At 65.4% G+C, this 22,506-nt stretch carries 24 protein-coding genes; 2 read left to right on the top strand and 22 right to left on the bottom strand.

The genetic code is table 11. The features are described 5' to 3' along the window. Positions 1–99 precede the first annotated feature (99 nt). Together efp and G3N61_RS00305 are read left to right on the top strand one after the other, a co-directional pair. Positions 100–657, top strand: a complete 558-nt coding sequence (efp, locus tag G3N61_RS00300; RefSeq protein ID WP_011351421.1) for an elongation factor P — start codon at positions 100–102, stop codon at positions 655–657. A gap of 269 nt (positions 658–926) precedes the next feature. After that, positions 927–2,312: a sigma-54 dependent transcriptional regulator gene (locus G3N61_RS00305; protein WP_043182004.1), complete on the top strand. Its 1,386-nt coding sequence runs from the start codon at positions 927–929 to the stop codon at positions 2,310–2,312. Positions 2,313–2,501: 189 nt separating this feature from the next. Here G3N61_RS00305 and nagZ read toward each other — a convergent pair whose 3' ends face one another. The 22 genes from nagZ to G3N61_RS00415 all read right to left on the bottom strand — a co-directional run bounded on the left by nagZ (position 2,502) and on the right by G3N61_RS00415 (position 22,303). After that, on the bottom strand, positions 2,502–3,530 hold the full coding sequence (gene nagZ, locus G3N61_RS00310) for a beta-N-acetylhexosaminidase (protein ID WP_043182001.1): 1,029 nt from the start codon (positions 3,528–3,530) through the stop codon (positions 2,502–2,504). 16 nt (positions 3,531–3,546) lie between these two features. Continuing rightward, on the bottom strand, positions 3,547–3,975 hold the full coding sequence (gene acpS, locus G3N61_RS00315) for a holo-ACP synthase (protein ID WP_122944847.1): 429 nt from the start codon (positions 3,973–3,975) through the stop codon (positions 3,547–3,549). Between the two features lie 72 nt (positions 3,976–4,047). Continuing rightward, a complete protein-coding gene (gene pdxJ / locus G3N61_RS00320; RefSeq protein WP_031400031.1) occupies positions 4,048–4,824 on the bottom strand; it encodes a pyridoxine 5'-phosphate synthase in 777 nt (258 codons plus the stop codon). Then, positions 4,821–5,657 (bottom strand): DNA repair protein RecO, encoded by an 837-nt coding sequence (gene recO, locus G3N61_RS00325; RefSeq protein WP_205821085.1) that lies wholly within the window; start codon positions 5,655–5,657, stop codon positions 4,821–4,823. Before recO ends, pdxJ begins: the two co-directional genes overlap by 4 nt. Then, a complete protein-coding gene (gene era / locus G3N61_RS00330) occupies positions 5,644–6,543 on the bottom strand; it encodes a GTPase Era (protein WP_089450159.1) in 900 nt (299 codons plus the stop codon). Before era ends, recO begins: the two co-directional genes overlap by 14 nt. 60 nt (positions 6,544–6,603) lie before the next feature. After that, positions 6,604–7,830: a ribonuclease III gene (rnc, locus tag G3N61_RS00335; protein ID WP_205821086.1), complete on the bottom strand. Its 1,227-nt coding sequence runs from the start codon at positions 7,828–7,830 to the stop codon at positions 6,604–6,606. A gap of 153 nt (positions 7,831–7,983) precedes the next feature. Then, on the bottom strand, positions 7,984–8,877 hold the full coding sequence (lepB, locus tag G3N61_RS00340; RefSeq protein WP_043181990.1) for a signal peptidase I: 894 nt from the start codon (positions 8,875–8,877) through the stop codon (positions 7,984–7,986). 16 nt (positions 8,878–8,893) lie between these two features. Beyond that, complete coding sequence (gene lepA / locus G3N61_RS00345; protein WP_043181988.1) at positions 8,894–10,687, bottom strand: translation elongation factor 4; 1,794 nt, start codon at positions 10,685–10,687, stop codon at positions 8,894–8,896. Positions 10,688–10,881: 194 nt separating this feature from the next. Next, positions 10,882–11,124 carry a glutaredoxin family protein gene (locus tag G3N61_RS00350; protein WP_205821087.1) on the bottom strand — a complete coding sequence of 81 codons (243 nt, stop codon included), beginning with the start codon at positions 11,122–11,124 and terminating at the stop codon, positions 10,882–10,884. 7 nt (positions 11,125–11,131) lie between these two features. Then, the gene (locus tag G3N61_RS00355; protein ID WP_043181986.1) at positions 11,132–12,631 is read right to left on the bottom strand and encodes a DegQ family serine endoprotease; all 1,500 of its coding nucleotides are present in this window, start codon (positions 12,629–12,631) and stop codon (positions 11,132–11,134) included. 16 nt (positions 12,632–12,647) lie between these two features. After that, positions 12,648–13,700 (bottom strand): MucB/RseB C-terminal domain-containing protein, encoded by a 1,053-nt coding sequence (locus tag G3N61_RS00360; protein ID WP_089450154.1) that lies wholly within the window; start codon positions 13,698–13,700, stop codon positions 12,648–12,650. Positions 13,701–13,705: 5 nt separating this feature from the next. After that, positions 13,706–14,323, bottom strand: coding sequence for a sigma-E factor negative regulatory protein (locus G3N61_RS00365; protein WP_089450677.1), 618 nt, complete (start codon positions 14,321–14,323; stop codon positions 13,706–13,708). An 86-nt stretch (positions 14,324–14,409) separates the two neighbouring features. Next, a complete protein-coding gene (gene rpoE / locus G3N61_RS00370) occupies positions 14,410–15,009 on the bottom strand; it encodes an RNA polymerase sigma factor RpoE (RefSeq protein ID WP_006490873.1) in 600 nt (199 codons plus the stop codon). 91 nt (positions 15,010–15,100) lie between these two features. Beyond that, complete coding sequence (locus tag G3N61_RS00375) at positions 15,101–15,565, bottom strand: protein YgfX (protein WP_089450153.1); 465 nt, start codon at positions 15,563–15,565, stop codon at positions 15,101–15,103. Positions 15,566–15,577: 12 nt separating this feature from the next. Continuing rightward, positions 15,578–16,810: a beta-ketoacyl-ACP synthase II gene (fabF, locus tag G3N61_RS00380; protein ID WP_043181980.1), complete on the bottom strand. Its 1,233-nt coding sequence runs from the start codon at positions 16,808–16,810 to the stop codon at positions 15,578–15,580. 167 nt (positions 16,811–16,977) lie between these two features. Beyond that, a complete protein-coding gene (acpP, locus tag G3N61_RS00385) occupies positions 16,978–17,217 on the bottom strand; it encodes an acyl carrier protein (protein WP_004197638.1) in 240 nt (79 codons plus the stop codon). Between the two features lie 144 nt (positions 17,218–17,361). After that, on the bottom strand, positions 17,362–18,111 hold the full coding sequence (gene fabG, locus G3N61_RS00390) for a 3-oxoacyl-ACP reductase FabG (protein ID WP_006476504.1): 750 nt from the start codon (positions 18,109–18,111) through the stop codon (positions 17,362–17,364). Between the two features lie 36 nt (positions 18,112–18,147). Beyond that, entirely contained in the window at positions 18,148–19,080 is a 933-nt protein-coding gene (gene fabD / locus G3N61_RS00395; protein ID WP_205821088.1) for an ACP S-malonyltransferase, read from the bottom strand. Positions 19,081–19,163: 83 nt separating this feature from the next. Then, a complete protein-coding gene (locus tag G3N61_RS00400) occupies positions 19,164–20,153 on the bottom strand; it encodes a beta-ketoacyl-ACP synthase III (RefSeq protein ID WP_043181967.1) in 990 nt (329 codons plus the stop codon). Beyond that, entirely contained in the window at positions 20,154–21,260 is a 1,107-nt protein-coding gene (plsX, locus tag G3N61_RS00405) for a phosphate acyltransferase PlsX (RefSeq protein ID WP_043181965.1), read from the bottom strand. 129 nt (positions 21,261–21,389) lie between these two features. Continuing rightward, positions 21,390–21,569: a 50S ribosomal protein L32 gene (gene rpmF / locus G3N61_RS00410; RefSeq protein WP_006051932.1), complete on the bottom strand. Its 180-nt coding sequence runs from the start codon at positions 21,567–21,569 to the stop codon at positions 21,390–21,392. A 98-nt stretch (positions 21,570–21,667) separates the two neighbouring features. Further along, the gene (locus G3N61_RS00415) at positions 21,668–22,303 is read right to left on the bottom strand and encodes a DUF177 domain-containing protein (RefSeq protein WP_043181963.1); all 636 of its coding nucleotides are present in this window, start codon (positions 22,301–22,303) and stop codon (positions 21,668–21,670) included. Positions 22,304–22,506: the final 203 nt, after the last annotated feature.

Genomic DNA, 22,506 nt, shown 5'->3' on the forward strand with positions numbered 1-22,506 from the left:
GCGCTCGCTTTTGGCGTCCACCGGAACGCACGCTTGCACCGTCAGCCGTTGCGCAACGCTCAGGCACCTATTTATTTGATTTGATCAGGACAGTTTTTTATGAAAACCGCACAGGAACTCCGCGTAGGCAACGTCGTGCAGATCGGCAGCGACGCATGGGTCATCGCCAAGGCCGAATACAACAAGTCGGGCCGTAACTCCGCCGTCGTCAAGATGAAGATGAAGAACCTGCTGACGAACGCAGGCCAGGAAGCGGTCTACAAGGCTGACGACAAGTTCGACGTCGTCGTGCTCGACCGCAAGGAAGTGACGTACTCGTACTTCGCCGATCCGATGTACGTGTTCATGGACGCCGACTACAACCAGTTCGAAGTCGAAGCGGAAATGATGGGCGAAGCGCTGAACTACCTCGAAGACGGCATGGCTTGCGAAGTCGTGTTCTACAACGAGAAGGCCATCTCGGTCGAACTGCCGACGGTCCTCGTTCGCGAGATCACCTACACGGAACCGGCAGTCAAGGGCGACACGTCGTCGGGCAAGGTGCTGAAGAACGCCAAGCTCGCAACGGGCTTCGAACTGCAAGTGCCGCTGTTCTGCAATACCGGCGACAAGATCGAAATCGATACGCGTACGAACGAATACCGCAGCCGCGCGTAATCGCCAGCAGTACCCGCATCGAACAAAGCGCCCTTCGGGGCGCTTTTTGTTTGTCCGGCGCCAACAACCGGGCGGGTGTCAGGCTCATGTAAAGCACAAAATCCACCGGTAAAGATATTCAATTTGTATCATCGGTAACTGTTTTATAGCGCCGGAGAAATAATGCTCGTTACGCGTTCAGCGGGGCATAAAATCAGTTTTTAATCTGACATGCGGTTGCGGCCCCGTTGGCCGACAGCCCGCCTCTCTTGACTCGACTCGCGTCCACCATGCCACACGCCCTGATTGTCGAAGACGATCCCAACAGTCTGTCCGGCCTCACCGCGCTGCTCGCCGCGGACGGCTTCTCGGTCGACACGGCCACGTCGCTCGCCGAAGCGCGCACGGCGCTCGGCCGCTCCATTCCCGACGTCGTGCTCGTCGACCTGAACCTGCCGGACGGCAGCGGGTTCGACCTGCTCCAGCACCTGCCGCAGCAACAGCCGAACGGCTCGCTGCCCGTCATCGTGCTGACCGGCAATGCGACGGTCGAAAGCGCCATCGAGGGCCTGCGTCACGGTATCTGGGATTACCTGCTGAAGCCGATCAACATTCCGCGCCTGCGCAGCCTGCTCGCGCGGATCCCGCGCCCGTACGAACTGATCGACGAAGTGCAGTCGTTGCGCGCCTCGCTGCGCCATCTCGGCCGCTTCGGCGCGCTGGTCGGCCGCAGCGACGCGATGCAGCACGTGTACGACATGATCGAGCACAACGCGCGCACCGAAACAGCCGTGCTGTTCTCGGGCGAAGCCGGTACCGGCAAGAAGCTGGCCGCGCGCACGCTGCACGACCTGAGCCGGCGCCGCAAGGGGCCGTTCGTGTCGTTCGACTGCCGGACCATCGCGCAGGCCGGCCGCCACGGCGCATCGCTCGACAGCGTGCTGTTCGGCCATGAGCGCGGCGCCTTCGACGGCGCCGAGCGCCGCGAATCGGGCCTGTTCGAGCAGGCCGGCGGCGGCACGCTGTTCCTCGACGAAATCACCGCGCTGCCGCTCGTGCTGCAGGAAGCGCTGCTGCATGCGCTCGATTCGCAGAACTTCATGCGGATCGGCGGCACCAGCTCGATCACGAGCGATTTCCGGCTGATCGCAACCACGCGCCGCCCGGCGCGCGAAGCAGTCGCAAATGGCACGCTGCGCGAGGATCTGTGGCTGCGCCTCGATGCGGCGTCGATCACGATGCCGCCGCTGCGCGAGCGCGACGGCGACGCGCTCGCGATCGCGGACGCACTGATCGACGAACTGAACCGCGAAGCGCGCGCAACCGGCCGCAGCACGACCGACAAGCGCGCGGCGCCGGGTTTCGTGCGCGAATGCCTGTCCTACGAATGGCCGGGCAACGTGCGCGAGCTGCAGGAGCGCGTGCGCTTCGCGTACGACGCATCGGGCGATTTCATCGAGACGCTGCGCGCGGGCGAACCGAGCTTCTCGGCCGGCGCCGCGCTGAACGGCAGCAGCGTGCAGATCAAGGTCGGCACGCCGCTGTCCGACGTCGAGGATCTGTTGATCCGCGCGACGCTCGACGCAGTCGGCGGCACGCGCCACCGCGCGGCAACGCTGCTCGGCATCAGCCCGAAGACGCTGTACAACAAGCTGCAGCGGATGAAGGTGAACTGAGCGGGCAGCGATGCAGGCAGGCGCTGACAGGCATTGACCGTTAGTTGCGCATTAATTCACGTCACCGACTGGCCTGATTCCCGAAGCTGCCTGGTTCACGCCGGCAGTAAGCCATAAAAAAGCCGCGCGATTGCGCGGCTTTTTGTTTCGGCGACCGGAATGGCGCGCACCGCGCCGTCCCTTCCCCGCTCAGGCCAGTGCGCTGCTCAACAGCGCCTGCGCCTGCAGATACTCGGGCTGCGCGATCAGCTTGTCCCACTTGAGCGCCTTGCCGCGCGCGCGCATCCGCTTGATGCGTCGCACCGACTCGTCCGTTGCCCGCGCTTTCAGCCCGTTCAGCACGACCTCGGCCGCATCCGGCTGGTTGCAGACGAGCACCATGTCGCATCCGGCCGCGAGCGCGGCGTCGGCCGCCTGCGTGAGCGTGCCGCCTTCGCGCGCGGCTTCCATCGACAGGTCGTCGCTGAAGATCGCGCCCGTGAAGCCGAGCCGCCCGCGCAGGATGTCCTGCAACCACACGCGCGAGAAACCGGCCGGCCGCTTGTCGACCTGCGTGTAGATCACATGCGCGGGAATCACCGCGGACAACGACAGGCCGAGCCAGTCGTACGGCGCAACGTCCTGCTTGAGGATCGCGTCGAGCGTGCGGTCGTCGGTCGGCAGCGCGACGTGCGAGTCGGCCTCCGCGAAGCCGTGCCCCGGGAAATGCTTGCCGCAGTTCGCCATCCCGGCGAGCGACAGCCCGTGGTTCAGGCTCTTCGCGAGCAGCGTGACGACGCGCGCATCGCGATGGAACGCGCGATCGCCGATCACTTTCGAGTGCCCGTAGTCGAGGTCGAGCACGGGCGTGAAGCTCATGTCGATCCCGCAAGCACGCAGCTCGGCGGCCAGGATGTAGCCGACGGCCGTGGCGACCTTCGCCGCGAGCAGCACGTCGCGATCCCACAGCTCGCCGAGGCGACGCATTGCGGGCAGCACCGTGAAGCCATCGGTGCGGAACCGCTGCACGCGCCCGCCTTCGTGATCGACGGCGATCAGGATGTCTTCGCGCACCGCGCGGATCGAGTCGGTCAGCGCGGTCAGTTGCGCACGGTTCTGGAAGTGCCGCGCGAACAGGATCACGCCGCCGGTGTTCGGATGCGCGAGGCGCCGCGCATCGTCGCGCGACAGGGCCGTGCCGACGACGTCGAGCATGACCGGGCCGGGAGTCGTTTTCATTGAATCGGGAGTTCCGTCAGGAGGAGGTTCGGGAAACAGGTGCAGGCGCCGCATCCGTCTCGGCGATCACGAACGACACCGCGTAGTCGCGTTCGTCGCTGACCGTCACGCGCGCCGTGATGCCACGGGCGGCCAGCCAGTCGGCCAGCTCGCCCGACGCGACCACGTACGGCTCGCCGCTCGGGTGGTTGAGGGTCTGCAGCGCACGCCACGTCATCGGCCAGTGCATGCCGAGCCCGATCGCCTTCGAGAACGCTTCCTTCGCGGAAAATCGCGTCGCGAGGAACGCGATGCCGCGCGCCTCGGAGCGGGCGCGGCGCGCATGGAACACGCGCAGTTCGTCGGGGCCCAGCACCTTCTCGGCAAACCGGCCGCCCGTGCGTTCGAGCACGGCCGCGATGCGGCTCACCTGGGCGATGTCGGTACCGATGCCGTAGATCGCCATGTCAGTACGCGCCGGTGCGACCCGGGCGGGCCGGGTCAGGCATGACGCGCGACGCGCAGCGGCATGTCATCTTCAGCGCGCGCCGCCGTGCAGCGCGGCAACGCGCGCGGCGACCATGATCGCCTTCATTTCGCGCACCGCGTTGTCCCAGCCCGCGAAAATCGCATGCGCGACGATCGCGTGGCCGATGTTCAGTTCGACGATGCCGTCGATCGCAGCGATCTGCTGCACGTTCGTGTAATGCAGCCCGTGACCGGCATTGACCTTCAGGCCGAGCTGCGCGCCGGCCTGAACGCCCGCGACGATGCGCTCGTATTCGCGCTGCTGTTCGGCTTCGTCGTGCGCTTCGGCGTAACGGCCCGTGTGAAGCTCGATCACCGGCGCGCCCGCTTCGTGCGCGGCACGGATCTGCGTCTCGTCCGGGTCGATGAACAGCGACACGCGCACGCCCACGTCGGCGAGCTGCTTGCATGCCGCCCGCACGGCCTCGAAGTGGCCGGCGACATCGAGACCGCCTTCGGTCGTCAGTTCCTCGCGCTTCTCGGGCACGAGGCACGCGTCGTGCGGGCGCACTTCGCACGCGATATCGAGCATCTCGGCCGTCACCGCGCATTCGAGGTTCATGCGCGTCTTCAGCAGCGGGCGCAGCTTGCGCACGTCCGCGTCGACGATGTGGCGGCGATCCTCGCGCAGGTGCAGCGTGATCGCATCCGCACCGGCTTCTTCCGCGGCCAGCGCCGCGCGGATCGGATCGGGATAGGTCGTGCCGCGCGCATTGCGCAGCGTCGCGACGTGGTCGATGTTCACGCCGAGGTCGATGGCGGTGGGCGTTGTCAGGAAGAAGCTCATAGGTTTTGCAGGTCGATCAGGATCTGACGCGTGGCAAGCGGCGTACCGCCGAGATAGGTGTTCAGCAGGAAGCGCATCAGCGTCTTGCTTTGCGCAACCGTCTGGGCTCGATGGTAATCGTCCTGCTCCATATCGAGCAACGTCTGTCCGGAAATCACCGGCCAGTGCGATGGGACTTCGTCGTCCGCATTGCGCACGCCGCGCTCGGGATCGAACACGTAGCGGCGCTCGGGCTCGACCGCGCGGCGCGCGACCGTGCGGTTCAGCGCCATCGCGTAGCCGGTCTCGCGCAACAGCACGCGCTCGAACGAGCGCAGCACCTGCACCGCCGGCTCGCCGTGGGCGAGGCGCGTGAGGGTCAGCACGTAGTGATTGAAGAGCGGCGGCTGGGGATCTTCGCGCGCGCAGAATTTCACGAGCAGCTCGTTCGCGTAGAAGCCGCACAGCAGACCGTCTCCGCCGAGCGGCAGCATCCCGCCGACCCACTCGGCGCCCGTCAGCGTGCGCACCTCGGATTTGCCCGACCAGGACAGCAGCAGCGGCTGGAAGGTCTGCAGGACGCCGCGCAATGCGGAGTGCGGGCGCTTCGCGCCCTTCGCGACGAGCGCGAGCCGGCCATGATCACGCGTCAGCACGTCGATGATCAGGCTCGTTTCCCGATACGGGTAACTGTGCAGCACGAACGCCGGCTGCTCGGCGACGCGGAAATCGGACGTGCGAGACGTCGCGCGCCGCGCCTTGCGCGGCGGTTCGGGCGGTGCCGGCAGCGGCGCGTCGTTCGCACCGGCCGTCACCGCGTCTTCGGTCGACGTCAGCGCGTCATTCGTACCCATAGGCGCGCAGCCCTGCCTCGTTGTCGGCCCAGCCGCTCTTCACCTTCACGAAGGTCTCGAGGTACACGGGGCCGTCGAACAGCTTCTCCATGTCCATCCGCGCCTCGGTGCTGATCTGCTTGAGCTTCTCGCCCTTCTTGCCGATCACCATCGCCTTGTGCGAATCGCGCTCGACGAGGATCGTCGCGAAGATGCGCTTCAGGCGCCCTTCTTCCTCGAACTTGTCGATCAGCACGGTGCTCGTGTACGGCAGTTCGTCGCCGGTCCAGCGGAACACCTTCTCGCGCAGGATTTCAGCTGCGAGGAAGCGCGAGCTGCGATCGGTGAGTTCGTCCTCGCCGTAGATCGGCTCGCCTTCCGGCAGGTACGGCTTGATCGTGTCCAGCAGGCGCTTGATGTCTTCCGGGCGCTGCGCCGACAGCGGCACGAGCTCAGTGAATTCGCGCAACCCGCTCATCTGCTGCATGAACGGGAACAGCGTCGCCTTGTCGGTCACGCGGTCGATCTTGTTCGCGATCAGCAGCGTCGGCATGCCGGGCGGGATCAGGTCGAGCACCTTCTGGTCGTCGGGCCCGAAGCGGCCGGCCTCGATCACGAACAGGATCACGTCGACCGACGTGAGCGTCGACGTGACCGCGCGGTTCAGCGAACGGTTCAACGCGGTGCTGTGGCGGGTCTGGAAGCCCGGCGTGTCGACGAACACGAATTGCGCGTCGTCGAACGTATTGATGCCGGTGATGCGGTGACGGGTCGTCTGCGCCTTGCGCGACGTGATGCTGATCTTCTGGCCGACGAGTGCGTTCATCAACGTCGACTTGCCGACGTTCGGGCGGCCCACGATCGCGATCATGCCGCAACGGAAACCGGTAGGAGCGGGAGTGTTCATATCGTTTGGGAGACAGGTTCGGAAACGGCCGCGCGGCGCGCGGCACGATCGATGGGCAATTCAGTGGTCGGCATCGGCCACGCGCGCCTGTGTGGCAGCGAGGCTCGCGCCGCCCGGCGGCGTCTCGGAATCCGGCGCCGCGGCGTCGCGTGCGCGCGCAGTCGTGCGCGAAGCGGGGTCGGTACCGGCGGAAGTCTTGTCGGCGGACGCCGCCGCCGGATCGGCCACCTGGCCAGCCGGCTTGTCGGCTGCACGTGCAGCAGGTACGGCTTCCGAGGGCTTCTCCGCAACCTTGTCGGTGCGCTCGGCCGGCTTGTCGGCAACCTTGTCGGCCGCCGGCTTCGCCGCCCGTTCGCCCTTCTCCGTCGCCGCGTCGACATGCGCCGCACGAATCGCGGCCATCGGCGCCGCGGCCGGCTCGGTACCGGTCGCCATGGATGCCGCGGGCGCCACACCGGCTGCCCTCGCCTCGCGCGCCGCCGCGCGTTCCTTCCGCTCCGGCGAGCGCAGATCGAGCGCTTCCTGCACGCCCTTCACGCCCGGCACGATTTCGGGTTCGACATGCTTCGACCCGCGCGCGTTTTTCGAGCGCTTCGGCTTGGTGGCCAGCATCGGCGCGGCGGCCATCACTTCATCGAGCGCCTTCTTCGCGGCAGCCTGCTCGGCCGCGCGCCGGCTCGCACCGGAGCCCGACACCTTCACGTCGAGCTTCGGCACCGTGCATTCGACTTCGAATTGCTGATTGTGCGCCGCACCATGCGTCGCGACCACCGTGTAAGTCGGCAGCGCGATCTTGTGCCCCTGCAGGTATTCCTGCAGCAGCGTCTTCGCGTCCTTGCCGAGCGTGCGCGGATCGATGTGGTCGAGAATCGGGATATAGAGGCGCTTGATGACCCCTTGGGCGGCTTCGAAGCCGCCATCGAGGAATACGGCCCCGATGATGGCTTCGAACGCGTCCGCGAGGATCGACGGGCGGCGGAACCCGCCGCTACGCAACTCGCCCTCGCCTAGCCGCAGCCCGTCCGAGATATTCAGGGCCTGAGCAATTTCGTACAGCGACTGCTGTTTGACGAGGTTGGCGCGTACGCGCGACAGATCGCCTTCGTCCAACTTGCTGAAACGCTGGAACAAAAGGGCGGCCACCGCGCAATTCAGAACGGAATCGCCGAGAAACTCGAGCCGTTCGTTGTGCGTGGCACTGTGACTACGATGGGTCAAAGCCTGGCGCAACAATTCCGCATTGCGAAATTCGTAGCGCAGCCGGCTTTCCAACTGGGATAGGGGCATGTGCAGGAGTATAACGCGGGCGCCGGTCGGGCCGAAACGGCACGGCCGGACACGAAAAGGCGTGACGAGGCGGTGTTACCGCCGGTTCTTAAAGTAGTTCGGCACTACGCGACGCGGCCCGTGCATCGCGTAGTGCGAGTGAGTCGAATGCGATCAGTTGAAGGAACCGATGCGCTTCAGGTCGCTGAAGTTCATCCAGATGAAGAACGCGCGGCCGACGATGTTCTGGTCCGGCACGAAACCCCAGTAGCGACTGTCCGCACTGTTGTCGCGGTTGTCACCCATCATGAAGTAGTGACCGGGCGGCACCTTGCAGATCACACCGCGGCTGTTGTACGTGCAGTTGTCGCGAAACGGATAATCGTATGCGCCCATCACGAACGGCGGCACGGCCGGGTTGTTGAGGATCGCGTTCTTCTTGTTGCCGATCGTTTCCTCGAACTGCTTCGCGTAATTCTGGCGCTCGTCGTCGAAGAAATCGGGCAGCGGCGCTTCGGGCACCGGCTGACCATTGATCGTGAGCTGCTTGTCCTGATACGCGACGGTATCGCCCGGCAGGCCGATCACGCGCTTGATGTAGTCGACCGACTCGTCCTTCGGATAACGGAACACGACGACGTCGCCGCGCGACAGCGGACTGCCCTGCGTGATCTTCGTGTTCGTGACCGGCAGGCGCAGCCCGTATTCGAACTTGTTGACGAGGATGAAATCGCCGACGAGCAGCGTCGGCACCATCGAGCCCGACGGAATCTTGAACGGCTCGACGACGAACGAACGCACGACGAACACCGCCAGGATCACCGGGAAGAAGCTCGCCGTGTACTCCAGCCACCACGGCTGGCGCAGCTTCTCGTCGCGCAGCTTCGAACGCGTCTGCACGGCGTTTTCATCCGCGAAACGCTTGTCGATGCGCGACTGCTGGCGATCGAACTCCTCGATCGCCGAGTCGGCCGCCTTGCGTCGCCGCGGCAGGAACACCAGTTTGTCCAGCACCCACGCTACGCCCGTCAAGACGACGAGCACAAAAAGAATCAGCGCAAAATTCATAAAAGGATCAGTCCTGTTATTTGTCTTCGACGCGCAAGATTGCAAGGAACGCTTCCTGCGGGATCTCGACCGAACCCACCTGCTTCATCCGCTTCTTGCCTTCCTTCTGCTTTTCGAGCAGCTTCTTCTTTCGCGTGATGTCGCCGCCGTAGCACTTCGCGAGCACGTTCTTGCGCAGCGCCTTGATGTTCTCGCGCGCGACGATGTGCGCGCCGATCGCGGCCTGGATCGCCACGTCGTACATCTGGCGCGGGATGATCTCGCGCATCTTCGCGGCGACTTCACGACCGCGGTACTGCGACTGCGAACGGTGCACGATGACCGACAGCGCATCGACCTTGTCGCCGTTGATCAGCATGTCGACCTTCACGACGTCCGACGAACGGTATTCCTTGAACTCGTAGTCCATCGACGCATAGCCGCGCGACACCGACTTCAGGCGATCGAAGAAGTCGAGCACGATCTCGGCCATCGGGATCTCGTACGTGAGCTGCACCTGGCGGCCGTGATACTGCATGTTGATCTGCGAGCCGCGCTTCTGCTCGCACAGCGTGATCACCGAGCCCACGTAATCCTGCGGCATGTACAGGTTCACGGTGACGATCGGCTCGCGGACTTCCACGATGCGGCCGGGCTCCGGCATCTTCGCCGGGTTCTCGACCTTGATCGTCGAGCCGTCGCTCTGCACGACCTCGTAGACGACCGTCGGTGCGGTCGTGATGAGATCCATGTCGAACTCGCGCTCGAGCCGCTCCTGCACGATTTCCATGTGCAGCAACCCGAGGAAGCCGCAGCGGAAACCGAACCCGAGTGCCTGCGACACTTCCGGCTCGTACTGCAGCGATGCGTCGTTCAGCTTCAGCTTCTCGAGCGACTCGCGCAGCGCGTCGTACTGGTTCGCCTCGACCGGATACAGCCCCGCGAACACCTGCGGCTTCACTTCCTTGAAGCCCGGCAGCGGCTCGGTAGCGGCCTTGGCCACATGCGTGACGGTGTCGCCGACCTTCGCGGCCGTCAGCTCCTTGATGCCGGCGATGATGAAGCCCACCTGCCCGGCCGACAGCGATTCGAGATTGCGCGACTTCGGCGTGAACACGCCGACGTGCTCGACCGGATACTGCGCGCCGGTCGCCATCATCTTGATCTTGTCCTTCGGACGCAGCGTGCCGTTGACGATACGCACCAGCATCACGACGCCGACGTAGTTGTCGAACCACGAGTCGATGATGAGCGCCTGCAGCGGCGCGGCCGGATCGCCCTTCGGCGGCGGCACCTTCGCGATCAGCGACTCGAGCACGTCCTCGACGCCGAGGCCCGTCTTCGCGCTGCAGCGCGTCGCGTCGGTCGCGTCGATGCCGATCACGTCCTCGATCTCCTCGATCGCGTTCTCGGGGTTCGCGGCCGGCAAGTCGATCTTGTTCAGCACGGGAACGACCTCGACGCCGAGCTCGATCGCCGTATAGCAGTTCGCGACCGTCTGCGCCTCGACGCCCTGGCTCGCATCGACGACCAGCAGCGCGCCTTCGCACGCGGACAGCGAACGGCTGACTTCGTACGAGAAGTCGACGTGCCCCGGCGTGTCGATTAGGTTCAGGTTGTAGACCTTGCCGTCGCGCGCGCGATAGGACAACGCGGCTGTCTGCGCCTTGATCGTGATGCCGCGCTCGCGCTCGATATCCATCGAGTCGAGCACTTGCGCTTCCATTTCACGGTCGGCGAGGCCGCCGCATACCTGGATGATGCGATCCGCGAGCGTCGACTTGCCATGGTCGATGTGCGCGATGATCGAGAAATTGCGAATATGATCCATTCAGTGCCGATCAAGCGAAAAAGGCGCGCTCGACGACCGCGGAGCACGCCTTGTAAGTCGGTGAAAAAACGGCTTATTTTAGCCGAAAAGGCCTTCGCCGGGCGGGATTTCGGACGCCGCGCCGCGCGGTGGCCCGCCGAGGGGGGTGCCCGCCGGGTCAAGCCCCGTGCGAAACGACGCCCGCTGGCGGCAGGTCAGGCTTGGCGCCGGGCCGCAAGCGCGTCGCGCACCTTCGCGGCGTCGAACCGGTGACGACACACTTCTGCCCCATCCAGCAGCAGCACCGGCACGTCCTCGTCGTAGCGGGCGACGAGCGCCGCATCGGCGTCGATGTCGACGTAATCGACCGCGACGTCGAATTCGGCCGCCACCGGCGCCAGTGCGTCGCGCATGTCGTCGCACAGGTGGCACCAGCCGCGGCCGTAGAGCGTGAACATCGGCGCGTTACTTCTGGCGCGGCCGAACCGGCACGAACTGCGTGTTGTCGCCGCGCCGCACGAGCACCGCGACCGCCTTCTGCGGATCGAGCTGCGCGGTCACGTCGGCAAACTGCTTCGCGTTCGTGATGTCGGTGTCGCCGACACGCAGCACGATGTCGCCGCGCTGCAGGCCCGCACGGGCAGCCGGGCCGTCGACGCCGTCGATCTGCACGCCGCTCTTCAGCTTCAGCGTCTTCAGTTGCTCCGCCGTCAGGTCGCTGACCGTCAGGCCGAGCGAATTGGTCTGGCGCGGCTTCTGCGGCGCGTTCTTGCGCTGCTCGGCCTTCGCCGTCGATTCGGCCGGCGTCTCCGCGATCGTGATCGGCAGATCGCGTGCCTGACCCTTGCGCCATACGCTGACCGTCGCCTTCGTGCCGGGCTTCGTGTCGCCGACCATGCGCGGCAGATCCGACGCCGTGTCGACCGAACGACCATTGAACTTCAGGATGATGTCGCCCGGCTGGATGCCCGCCTTGTCGGCCGGACCGCCCGGCTCGACGCTGCTGACGAGCGCACCCTCGGCCTTCGGCAGCCCGATCGAATCGGCCACGTCCTTCGTTACTTCGCCGATCGCGACCGCGATCCGGCCGCGCGTGACCTTGCCCGTCGCCTTAAGCTGGTCGGCCACGCGCATCGCCTCGTCGATCGGAATCGCGAACGAGATGCCCATGAAGCCGCCGGTACGGCTGTAGATCTGCGAGTTGATGCCGATCACCTCGCCCTGCATGTTGATCAGCGGGCCGCCCGAGTTGCCGGGGTTCACGGCGACGTCGGTCTGGATGAACGGCAGGTAGTCGCCCGTATTGCGGCTCTTCGAGCTGACGATGCCGGCCGTCACGGTGTTGTCGAGGCCGAACGGCGAACCGATCGCGACGACCCACTCGCCGACACGCACCTTGTTCGAATCGCCGATCGCGACGACCGGCAGGTTCGACGCCTGGATCTTGACGACCGCGACGTCCGTGCGATCGTCGACGCCGATCAGCTTCGCCTTGAATTCGCGCTTGTCGGTCAGCGTCACGTAGATGGTGTCCGCATCGTCTACGACGTGCGCATTGGTCATCACGTAACCGTCGGCCGACACGATGAAGCCCGAGCCGACGCCACGATTCTGCTCGGTGTCGGGCGGATTGTCCGGCGCCGGCGCGTTCTTCGGGTTGCCGCCGCCATTGCCGCTACCGTTGCCGGGCGCCTGCGGCAGCGGAATGCCGAAGAAGCGCCGGAAGAATTCCGACATGTCGCCGTTGTCGAAGCCCGGCGGGAGCATCCCGCGCGGGCCGCTCGTCGGCACGTTGGCGGTGGTCCGGATGTTCACGACGGCCGGCCCGACCTTTTCGACCAGGTCGGCGAAGTCGGGCAGGCTGGCAGCGGGAGCCGTCACCGCGAACGCGGTATGCGGCACGAGCGGCAGGCAGGCAGACAGCGCCGCGGCCGCGAGCCATTTGCGCAGCGTGGGTTTCATCATGTCGGAAGCCGTAGCGTTACTTGGAAGCCTTGTATTCTATGGCAGACGCGAACTGCTGCAACGTGGCCGGCGGCACTTCGCCGAGCACGGTGATCCAGTAGTCGCCGCGGCGCTTCACGAGAACGTTCGTTGCACCGGTGCTGCCCGCGCCTTCCTTGCGCGTATTCTTTTCGGCCGGCTCGATGAAGACCGAGATCGTCGCGAGACCGTCGGTGAAGACGGCCTGATCGACCGGGATCGGCGGCTCGCCCGCGTCGCGCGCGGCCATCGGCCGGCGCACTTCACGAATCTTCTGGAAACCGGCCACGCTCGGTGCGAGCTGCCAGCCCTGCGCTTCCATGTCGACTGTCGCGACCGGCGGACGCACGACCGTCCAGCCGTTCAGATTGCGCATGCCAGCCGCGATCGCGGCCTTGTCGCCGCTTGCGCCGCCCGCCTGCAATTGCGAGAACGCGATCTGCTCGAGCACGTGATCGTTCGCATCGAGCGTCTGCGAACGCAGCAGCAGCCCGGTGCGCGCATCGGCCCACAGCTTGTACGTGAAGCGGTACGCATCCTTCGGCACGAGCTCGACGACCTGCGCGTCGATCCCCGCCACGCGATCCTTGCCGAGCGACTTCGCGTCGTAGACGGACATCACGTGCTCGCCGCTCGCGCCGAGCAGCGCGGGGAACGAGTCGCGCGTCTGACGGCGCTCGACCACGCACAGCTTGCGCTCGGGCACGAACGTGTACAGCTCGTCGTTATGGCGCAGCAGCTTGCGCGGCTTGCCGTCGAGCGTCTCGATGCGCTCGAACTCGCCGTCGCGGGACGAGACGTGCGCGATGCGCGACGACTGCACATACCCGCCGCGCTGGTAGACGAACGTGCCTTCGTAGCTCTGCTGCTGCGCCGCCTGCTGGACGCGGTCGAGCCAGTCCGCGGCACCCTTGCGGGTCGCGACGGGATCGTCCGGTTGCTGGGCGCTGGCAGGAAGGGATTGAACGGACAACAGGGCGGCTGCGCAAAGCAGGAGGGCCGGCAGCCGCTTCCATCCGGAGATGGCGTGATTCAACTGCAATGTCCGCATCGGGTTTATTGGCCTGGCGTGGTGGTCACGGCAGCGCGGATCAGCGGCATCGAACCCGTGACGACGGGCTGCTGCGCGAATTGCTGATGCGCTTCAAGATATTGGTCGAGGCTGGCGTCGCGAATGATGTTGACGTCCTGCAGCCCCGGCTGGGCCGATGCCTGCGCAACCGTCACGCGCTGCAGGTTGCCGCCTTGCGGCGCACCGGCCGACGCGACCTGGACGGCGCCCGGGGCACCGGCCGTCTGCATTTGCGGAACGACGATCCACGTCAGCGTGGCCGCGGCAGCGGCGACCGCGAACGCGGGCACGACGCGCCGGCGCAGCGACAGCAGCTTGCGCGCGACGGGCGCGGCCGCCGGTGCGAGCAGGTGCGGCTCGCTTTCCAGCGCAGCCGACATGCGCGCGGTGAATGCGACGCTCAGCGCGGGCGACAGCGCCAGTTCGTCCGAGCGCAGCGCATCGCCGATCAGGTGGTAATGGGCCCACGCAGCGCGATCCGCGCGGTTGAGCTCAGCCAGAAACTGCCCGTTGTCCGGGCCATCGAACATTTCGCCGTCAACCAGCGCGGAAAGGCGCTCGCCGCGCGAGGACGCTTGCGACTGCGTATTGACCGACCCCATGATGCTCCCCATCTTGCACACCCCGTCGTGACTTCACGACTCTATCCGTAACTAGACCCCGACCCGCGTCGCTCCGCCTGTCGCGCTTACCAGCGCTTGCCTTCGGGCGTATCGAGCAGCGGACGCAATTTGGCAGCGATTGCCTCGCGTGCACGGAAGATCCGCGACCGGACCGTCCCGATCGGACAGCCCATCATTTCCGCGATCTCTTCGTAGCTCAGGCCCTCGATCTCGCGCAGCGTAATTGCCTGGCGCAGTTCTTCGGGCAGCAGAGCCATGGCAGCGTTGACCGTCTCGGCAATCTGCTTGCTCATCAACATCGACTCAGGCGTGTTGATATCCCTTAGTTGGTCTGCGTCGGAGAAAGTTTCCGCTTCCTCCGCATCGGCCTCGGTCGAGGTCGGCGCCCGGCGGCCTTGCGTCGCAAGGTAGTTCTTCGCCGTGTTGACGGCAATTCGGTACAACCACGTATAGAACGCCGATTCGCCGCGAAATTGCGGCAGCGCACGATACGCCTTGATGAACGCGTCCTGGGCCACATCCTCGACCTCGGCGGGATCCCGCACGAGGCGCGAGATCAGCCGAATGATCTTGCGGTGGTATTTGGAGACCAGGAGTTCGAACGCTGCCTTGTCGCCCTTCTGTACGCGCTCGACCAGAGCCTGATCGATTTCTTTTTCACTCACCTGACAAATCCGTTAACTAGGGATGCAACGCGGAGCAATATTGTAGCGTTCCCGCGCCGGCCGCTGGTTACGGTCCGTAACCGCGCCGCCGTCACGCCCGCCCCGCCGCGCCTGCCGTTCTCGCCAGCACGGAAAGCGCGCTGAACGATGCGGCGTCGAGCGCATCGGCCGGAATCAGCAGCGGCCGGGCCCGCCGGGCACCCTGCCCGACCGACAGCACCAGCAACAGGCTGCTCCAGTGCGCATGGCCCGTCACGCGGCCGCGGGCCAGCAGGCGCCCGGTGCGGCCAAACGCCGCAACTTCCCCGAATGCGTCGATCCTCAGCTCGGCCGGCAGCCGGCGGGCACAGGCCCGCGCGGCGCACACGGCCAGCAGCGCTGCCGTCGCGGCCGACACGCATGCGCCGGCGGCAGCGCCCGCGCGCGGTGCCCAGAACAGGTAGACCGACGCGGCCGCCGACGCGACGAACGCGGCCAGCACGAGATACGACACGGCCGAGGCCCGCAACGCAAAGCGTTGCGGGCGCCCGGCCGGAGCATCGAATGGACTCGTCAAGCGATTGCAGCGTCAGACGCGCTTGAACACCAGCGTGCCGTTGGTACCGCCGAAGCCGAAGTTGTTCTTCACGGCGACGTCGATCTTCATGTCACGCGCGGTGTTCGCGCAGTAATCGAGATCGCACTCCGGGTCCTGGTTGAAGATGTTGATGGTCGGCGGCGACACGTTGTTGTGCAGCGCCAGCACCGTGAACACCGATTCGAGGCCGCCCGCGCCGCCCAGCAGGTGGCCCGTCATCGACTTCGTCGAGTTCACGACGAGCTTGTACGCATGCTCGCCGAAGGCCGCCTTCACCGCGTCGGACTCGTTCTTGTCGCCCAGCGGCGTCGACGTGCCGTGCGCGTTCAGGTACTGGACCTCATCCGCGTTCAGGCCGGCGTCGCGCAGTGCCGCGACCATGCAACGGCGCGGGCCGTCCATGTTCGGTGCGGTCATGTGGTACGCGTCGCCCGTCATGCCGAAGCCCGAGACTTCCGCGTAGATCTTCGCCCCGCGTGCCTTCGCCGCTTCGTACTCTTCGAGCACCATCACGCCGGCACCCTCGCCCAGCACGAAGCCGTCGCGGTCCTTGTCCCACGGACGGGACGCGCTGGCCGGATCGTCGTTGCGGGTCGACAGCGCGCGCGCTGCCGCGAAACCGCCGATGCCGAGCGGCGACACCGTCGATTCGGCACCGCCCGCGACCATCACGTCGGCGTCGCCGGCCTGGATCAGGCGCGCTGCGAGGCCGATGCTGTGCAGGCCGGTCGTGCAGGCCGTCACGGCCGCGAGGTTCGGGCCCTTCAGGCCGAACATGATGCTCAGGTGGCCCGAGATCATGTTGATGATCGAACCCGGCACGAAGAACGGCGAAATCCGGCGCGCGCCGCGATCGACGTAGGTCTGGTGCGTATCCTCGATCATCGGCAGGCCGCCGATGCCGGAACCGACCAGCACGCCGATGCGTTCCGCATTGGCTTCGTTCACTTCCAGCCCGCTGTCCTTGATGGCCTGGACGCCGGCGGCGATGCCGTAATGGATGAACGTATCCATGTTCCGGGCTTCCTTCGCCGGGATGTACTCCTCGGCGACGAAACCCTTCACTTCGCCCGCGAAATGGACGGCGAGGTTCGACGGATCGAACTTCGTGACGGTGGCAATACCGGACTTGCCGGCGACGAGATTGGCCCAGCCGTCGGCAACATTATTGCCAACAGGCGAAATCAGCCCCAGGCCTGTAACAACAACACGACGGCGGCTCACGGTAACCTCTTTTCCATTATTGGATGACAAAAACAAAAGCCACAGTGGCCACAGGAATCAGCCCTGCGAGCCCTGTGGCTGTTAGTCCGTCCGGCGCGAAGCCGGCAGGATGGCGCGTCAATCGCGAAGATCGCGGCGACGAGGCGGACAAGCGCGAAAGGCGCCTATTACGCCTTGACGTTTGCGCGAGCGTAGTCGATCGCTTGCTGAACGGTCGTGATCTTCTCTGCTTCTTCGTCCGGGATTTCCATGCCGAACTCGTCTTCCAGAGCCATCACCAGTTCGACCGTGTCGAGCGAGTCGGCGCCCAGGTCGTTCACGAACGAAGCTTCGTTCTTGATCTCGGCTTCCGCGACGCCCAGTTGTTCAGCGACGATCTTCTTGACACGTTGTTCGATGTTATCCATTACCCCTCCGAGGGAAAGTTCAGATTTACAAGTGCGCGCATTTTATCAGGTTTGCTGACGCCAAAACGCGCGTTGGCTTGATGGTCGATCAAGCGCCGATCCGCCTGAAAAACGGGATACGGCGCGGATGGTAAACGAAAACCGTTACGACATGTACATGCCGCCGTTCACGTGCAGCGTCGTACCGGTGATGTAACCGGCCTGCGGCGATGCGAGGAACGCGACGGCATGGGCGATGTCTTCCGGGCTGCCGAGGCGGCCGAGCGGAATCTGGGTCTTGAGCGCGGCCTGCTGTTCTTCCGGCAGCGTCTTCGTCATGTCGGTGTCGATGAAGCCCGGCGCCACGCAGTTCACGGTGATGCCGCGGCTGCCGATTTCGCGCGCGAGCGCACGCGTCATGCCCGCGACGCCGGCCTTTGCAGCCGCGTAGTTGACCTGACCCGGGTTACCGGCCGAGCCGACCACCGACGTGATGTTGATGATGCGGCCGCCACGTGCCTTCATCATCGGGCGCAGCACTGCACGCGACAGGCGGAACACCGACTTCAGGTTGGTGTCGATCACCGCGTCCCAGTCCTCGTCCTTCATGCGCATCGCGAGCTGGTCCTGCGTGATGCCCGCGTTGTTGACGAGCACGTTCAGCGCGCCGAATTCCTTCACGGTCGCGTCGATCAGCGCCTCGGCGGCTGCCGCGTCGTTGACGTTCAGCACCGCGCCGCGCCCCGTGACGCCCGCTTCCGCGAACGCCGCGGTGATCGCAGCAGCGCCCGATTCGCTCGTCGCCGTGCCGATCACCGTCGCGCCCAGGCGCGCGAGTTCGAGCGCGATCGAACGGCCGATGCCGCGCGACGCGCCGGTGACGATCGCAACCTGTTTATCGAGAGTCTTGTCCATGAATCGAATATCCGTCTCTTGAGAAAAGGCGCCGCGTCAGGCGGTCACCAGCTTGAGCGCTTCGTCGAGCGACGCCGGATCGAACACCGACGCACCCGTCAGGTTGCCGTCGATGCGCTTCGTCAGGCCGGCGAGCACCTTGCCCGGACCGCATTCGATCACGTGCGTGACGCCCGCGCCGGCGATGTGCTGCACGCACTCGACCCAGCGCACCGGGCCCGCGGCCTGGCGCACCAGCGCGTCCTTGATCGCAGCCGGATCGCTGACCACGGCGACGTCGATGTTGTTGACGACCGGAATCTGCGGCGCCTTGACGTCGACGTTCGCAAGATAGTCGCGCAGCTGGTCCGACGCCGGCTTCAGCAGCGACGAATGGAACGGCGCCGATACCGGCAGCGGCAGTGCGCGCTTCGCGCCCTTCGCCTTCGCGATCTCGCAGGCCTTTTCGACCGCGGCCTTGTTGCCTGCGATAACGACCTGCGCGGGTGCATTGAAGTTCACGGCTTCGACAACGCCAGCTTCCGCTGCTTCGGCGCATACCGCACGCACCGTGTCGTCGTCGAGACCCAGGATCGCGGCCATGCCGCCCTGGCCCACCGGCACGGCCGTCTGCATCGCCTGCGCGCGGAAACGCACGAGCGGCACCGCGTCCTTGAACGCGAGCGCGCCGGCTGCGACGAGCGCCGTGTATTCACCGAGGCTGTGGCCGGCGACGATCGACGGCGCCGGGCCGCCTGCCTGTTGCCACGCGCGATAGCACGCATAGGCTGCGGTCAGCATCACGGGCTGCGTGTTGGCGGTGAGATTCAGCTCTTCGGCCGGGCCTTCGGCGATCAGCTTGCCGAGATCCTGATTGAGTGCATCGGACGCTTCCTGGAGCGTCTCGCGCACGATGGCCAGATCGGCGAATGCGTTGAGCATGCCGACCGCCTGCGAGCCCTGCCCCGGAAATACGAATGCAAATTTCATATCGTCCCCAATTGAGTCGATTCGGACGGCGCGCACGAATGGCGCGCCGATGGGATCCGCGCGCAGCAGTCGCGCGCTGCGGATCAGTAGCGGAAGACCGACGCGCCCCAGGTGAAGCCGCCGCCGACGCCTTCGATCAGCACGTGCTGGCCACGCTGGATGCGACCGTCGCGCACCGCGGTGTCGAGCGCCAGCGGGATCGACGCGGCCGACGTGTTGCCGTGCTGGTCGACCGTCACGACCATGCGCTCCTGCGGCAAGCCGAGCTTGCGGCAGGTGCTGGTCATGATGCGAATGTTGGCCTGGTGCGGAATCAGCCAGTCGATCTGCTCGGGCGCGAGATTCGCCTTCGCGAGCGCCTCGATCGCGACCTTCTCGAGCACGTTGACCGCGAGCTTGAACACGGCCTGCCCGTCCATGTACAGGAACGCGCTGCCTTCGATCACGCCACGGTTGACGTTGCCCGGCGTGCAGAGGATGTGCGAATAGCTGCCGTCCGCGTGCAGCGCGCTGCCGAGCACGCCCGGCTCTTCCGACGCGGACAGGATCACCGCGCCCGCGCCGTCGCCGAACAGCACGCAGGTCGTGCGGTCCTTGAAGTCGAGAATGCGCGAGAACGTCTCCGCGCCGATCACGAGCGCGGTGCGGTGCTGGCCGCTGCGGATGAAGCTGTCGGCCGTCGCCATCGCGTACGCGAAGCCCGAACACACGGCCTGCACGTCGAATGCCGCGCCGCCGTTCTTGATGCCGAGCTTGTTCTGCAGCAGGCACGCGGTGCTCGGGAACACGAAATCGGGGGTCGAAGTCGCGACGATGATCAGGTCGATCGACTGCGGATCGATGCCGGCGGCTTCGATCGCGCGACGCGACGCCTCGAACGCGAGGTCGCTGGTCGTCACGTCCGGTGCGGCGAAATGGCGCGCATGGATGCCCGTGCGCGCAACGATCCATTCATCGCTCGTCTCAATGCCTTCCTTCGCGAGACGATCGGTCAACTGCTGGTTCGTGACGCGGTCAGGCGGCAGGTAGCTGCCCGTGCCGAGCACGCGGGAATAGAGAGTCGATTGGGCCATTTATGCTTTAGAGGATTGCGCAGCGGAAGGTTCGGCGTGATGGCCTGCGGCGGGGCTTGCATGGCCCGCGCCGCCCGCGTCGTGTTCGCCTTCGCCGAGCGACACTGAATTATCCGCCATCGCGCGCGCGAGGCGCTCCAGCACGCCGTTTTTGACGGCATCATACCCGCGTTTGAGCGCCCACTCAAACGCGTAGGCGTCGGCCGAACCGTGGCTCTTGATCACGAGGCCCTTCAGCCCCAGCAGCGCCGCGCCGTTGTACTGGCGGTGGTCGACGCGCTTCTTGAAACGTAGCAGGACAGGCGCGGCGAGCAGCGCCATCAGCTTCGACATCAGCGAACGGCCGAACTCCTCGCGGATGATGTCTGCCAGCATCTGCGCGAGTCCCTCGGACGTCTTCAGCGCGACGTTGCCGACGAAGCCGTCGCACACGATCACGTCGACCGTGCCCTTGTAGATGTCGTTGCCTTCGACGTTGCCGCGGAAATTGAGCGTGCTGGCGCGCAGCAGTTCACCTGCGCGCTTGATCGTCTCGTTGCCCTTGATCACCTCTTCGCCGATGTTCAGCAGGCCGATCGTCGGGCGTTCCTTGCCCTCGAGCGCGGCCACGAGCGCGTGTCCCATCTCCGCGAACTGCAGCAGGTGCTGCGGCTCGCAGTCGACGTTCGCGCCGAGGTCCAGCATCATCGTGTAGCCGGTCGGGTTCGGCAGCGCGGACGCGATCGCGGGCCGCTCGATGCCGGGCAGCGTCTTGAGCACGTAGCGGGAAACGGCCATCAGCGCGCCGGTATTGCCGGCGGAGATACAGGCCTGCGCCTCGCCTTCCTTGACGCGGTTGAGCGCGACGCGCATCGAAGAATCCTTCTTCTTGCGCAGCGCCACTTCGACAGGGTCGTCCATCGCCACGACTTCGGTGGCGGGAACGATGGTCAGCGCGGGATCGTCGAGGGCTTTCAGCTTCTTCAGCTGAGCGCGGATCGCGCTTTCGATGCCGACGAGCATCAGGTGCGCATCGGGATGCGCGCGGACGAACTTGACTGCCGCGGGAACGGTCACGGACGGGCCGTGGTCGCCTCCCATGCAATCGATTGTGAGCTTTACGGTCATGGAATGCGACGAATTTCAGGCACAAAAAAGCGGCAGATGAATGCCGCCTTTTTGTCGAGCCAGGAAAGTGTCAAGCGAACCAGTTGTCACGCGAACGGCAAGCGTAGCGCGCAACGCGTGACTTGACGCTTAGTCGTTCTTCGTCTTGACGACTTTCTTGCCGCGATAGTAGCCGTTCGGGCTGACGTGGTGACGCAGATGCACTTCACCCGTGCTCGGCTCGACTGCCAGCGGCGCTGCCGTCAGGAAATCGTGCGAACGATGCATGCCGCGCTTCGACGGCGACTTCTTGTTTTGCTGGACTGCCATGACTAACTCCTAAATAATTTTCCGGATTCTAACACAGCCCGATCCGGCGCTTAACTACCCTGGCCCAAAGCCTTTACGCCTTCCCGCGCCACAACTGCTTAGTGTTTCTTGGTGCCGTCACCGTCCTTCTTCAGCGCTTCCAGCGCTGCGAACGGATTCGGCCGTTTGCCTTCGTCCCCGGCTTCGTCGGACTCTTCGTCCGTCTCTTCCGCGGGACCGCTCGCACCCGACACGAGGCTTTCGTGGACTGCCGGGCAAACCTCGTGCTTGGGCACGAGCGGCAACGAAAGCAGCAATTCCTCTTCGATCAAGTCGACGAGATCGAACTGGCGTGAGCCCACGATCACATCGGCTTCATCGTCGTCGAGCGGAAATTCTTCAGCTTCTTCTTCGGTCGCGACGACCCGGTACGTCATGTCGACGCCGAACGTCTGGTCGTACGGGGTCATGCAGCGCTGGCACGTGAGCCACGCATGGCCGTGCACCGCAAGGCGCAGATACGGCTGCTGCCCATCGGCGCCGTCGTCCTGCAACTCCTTCTGGGTGAACCCTTCCGCCTGCCATGTGAAGACCGTGTCGCGATCTGGCGCGTCCGCAGGCACTTCGTTTAACATGCGCGGCAGTTGCGAGAGGCGTACCGCGCCCGCTGCCTGCCGCCCGCTGCGGGCGAATTCGAACAGGTCGATCGCGTGCGGATCAAGCGCCGCAGCAGGTTTGCCAGAAGAAGTGTTCATGTGCGCTCCTGCCTACAGGCTGACTTGCGGATCCGGCTTGGTACCGCTCGCGTACGGCTCATCCGCAGATGACGTACTTTACTTCCGAAGACCCGGCAGGCGCCACCACAACGGAAGCCTGCCGACGAAAAGCGGGAAAGCATACCTGTTTTACCTTTTGCGGTCAATCACTTAAGCTTGCGTCCGCGCAACGCTGCGCAACA

The sequence above is a fragment of the Burkholderia sp. Ac-20349 genome (assembly GCF_017104865.1).
Taxonomy (GTDB): Bacteria; Pseudomonadota; Gammaproteobacteria; order Burkholderiales; family Burkholderiaceae; genus Burkholderia; species Burkholderia aenigmatica.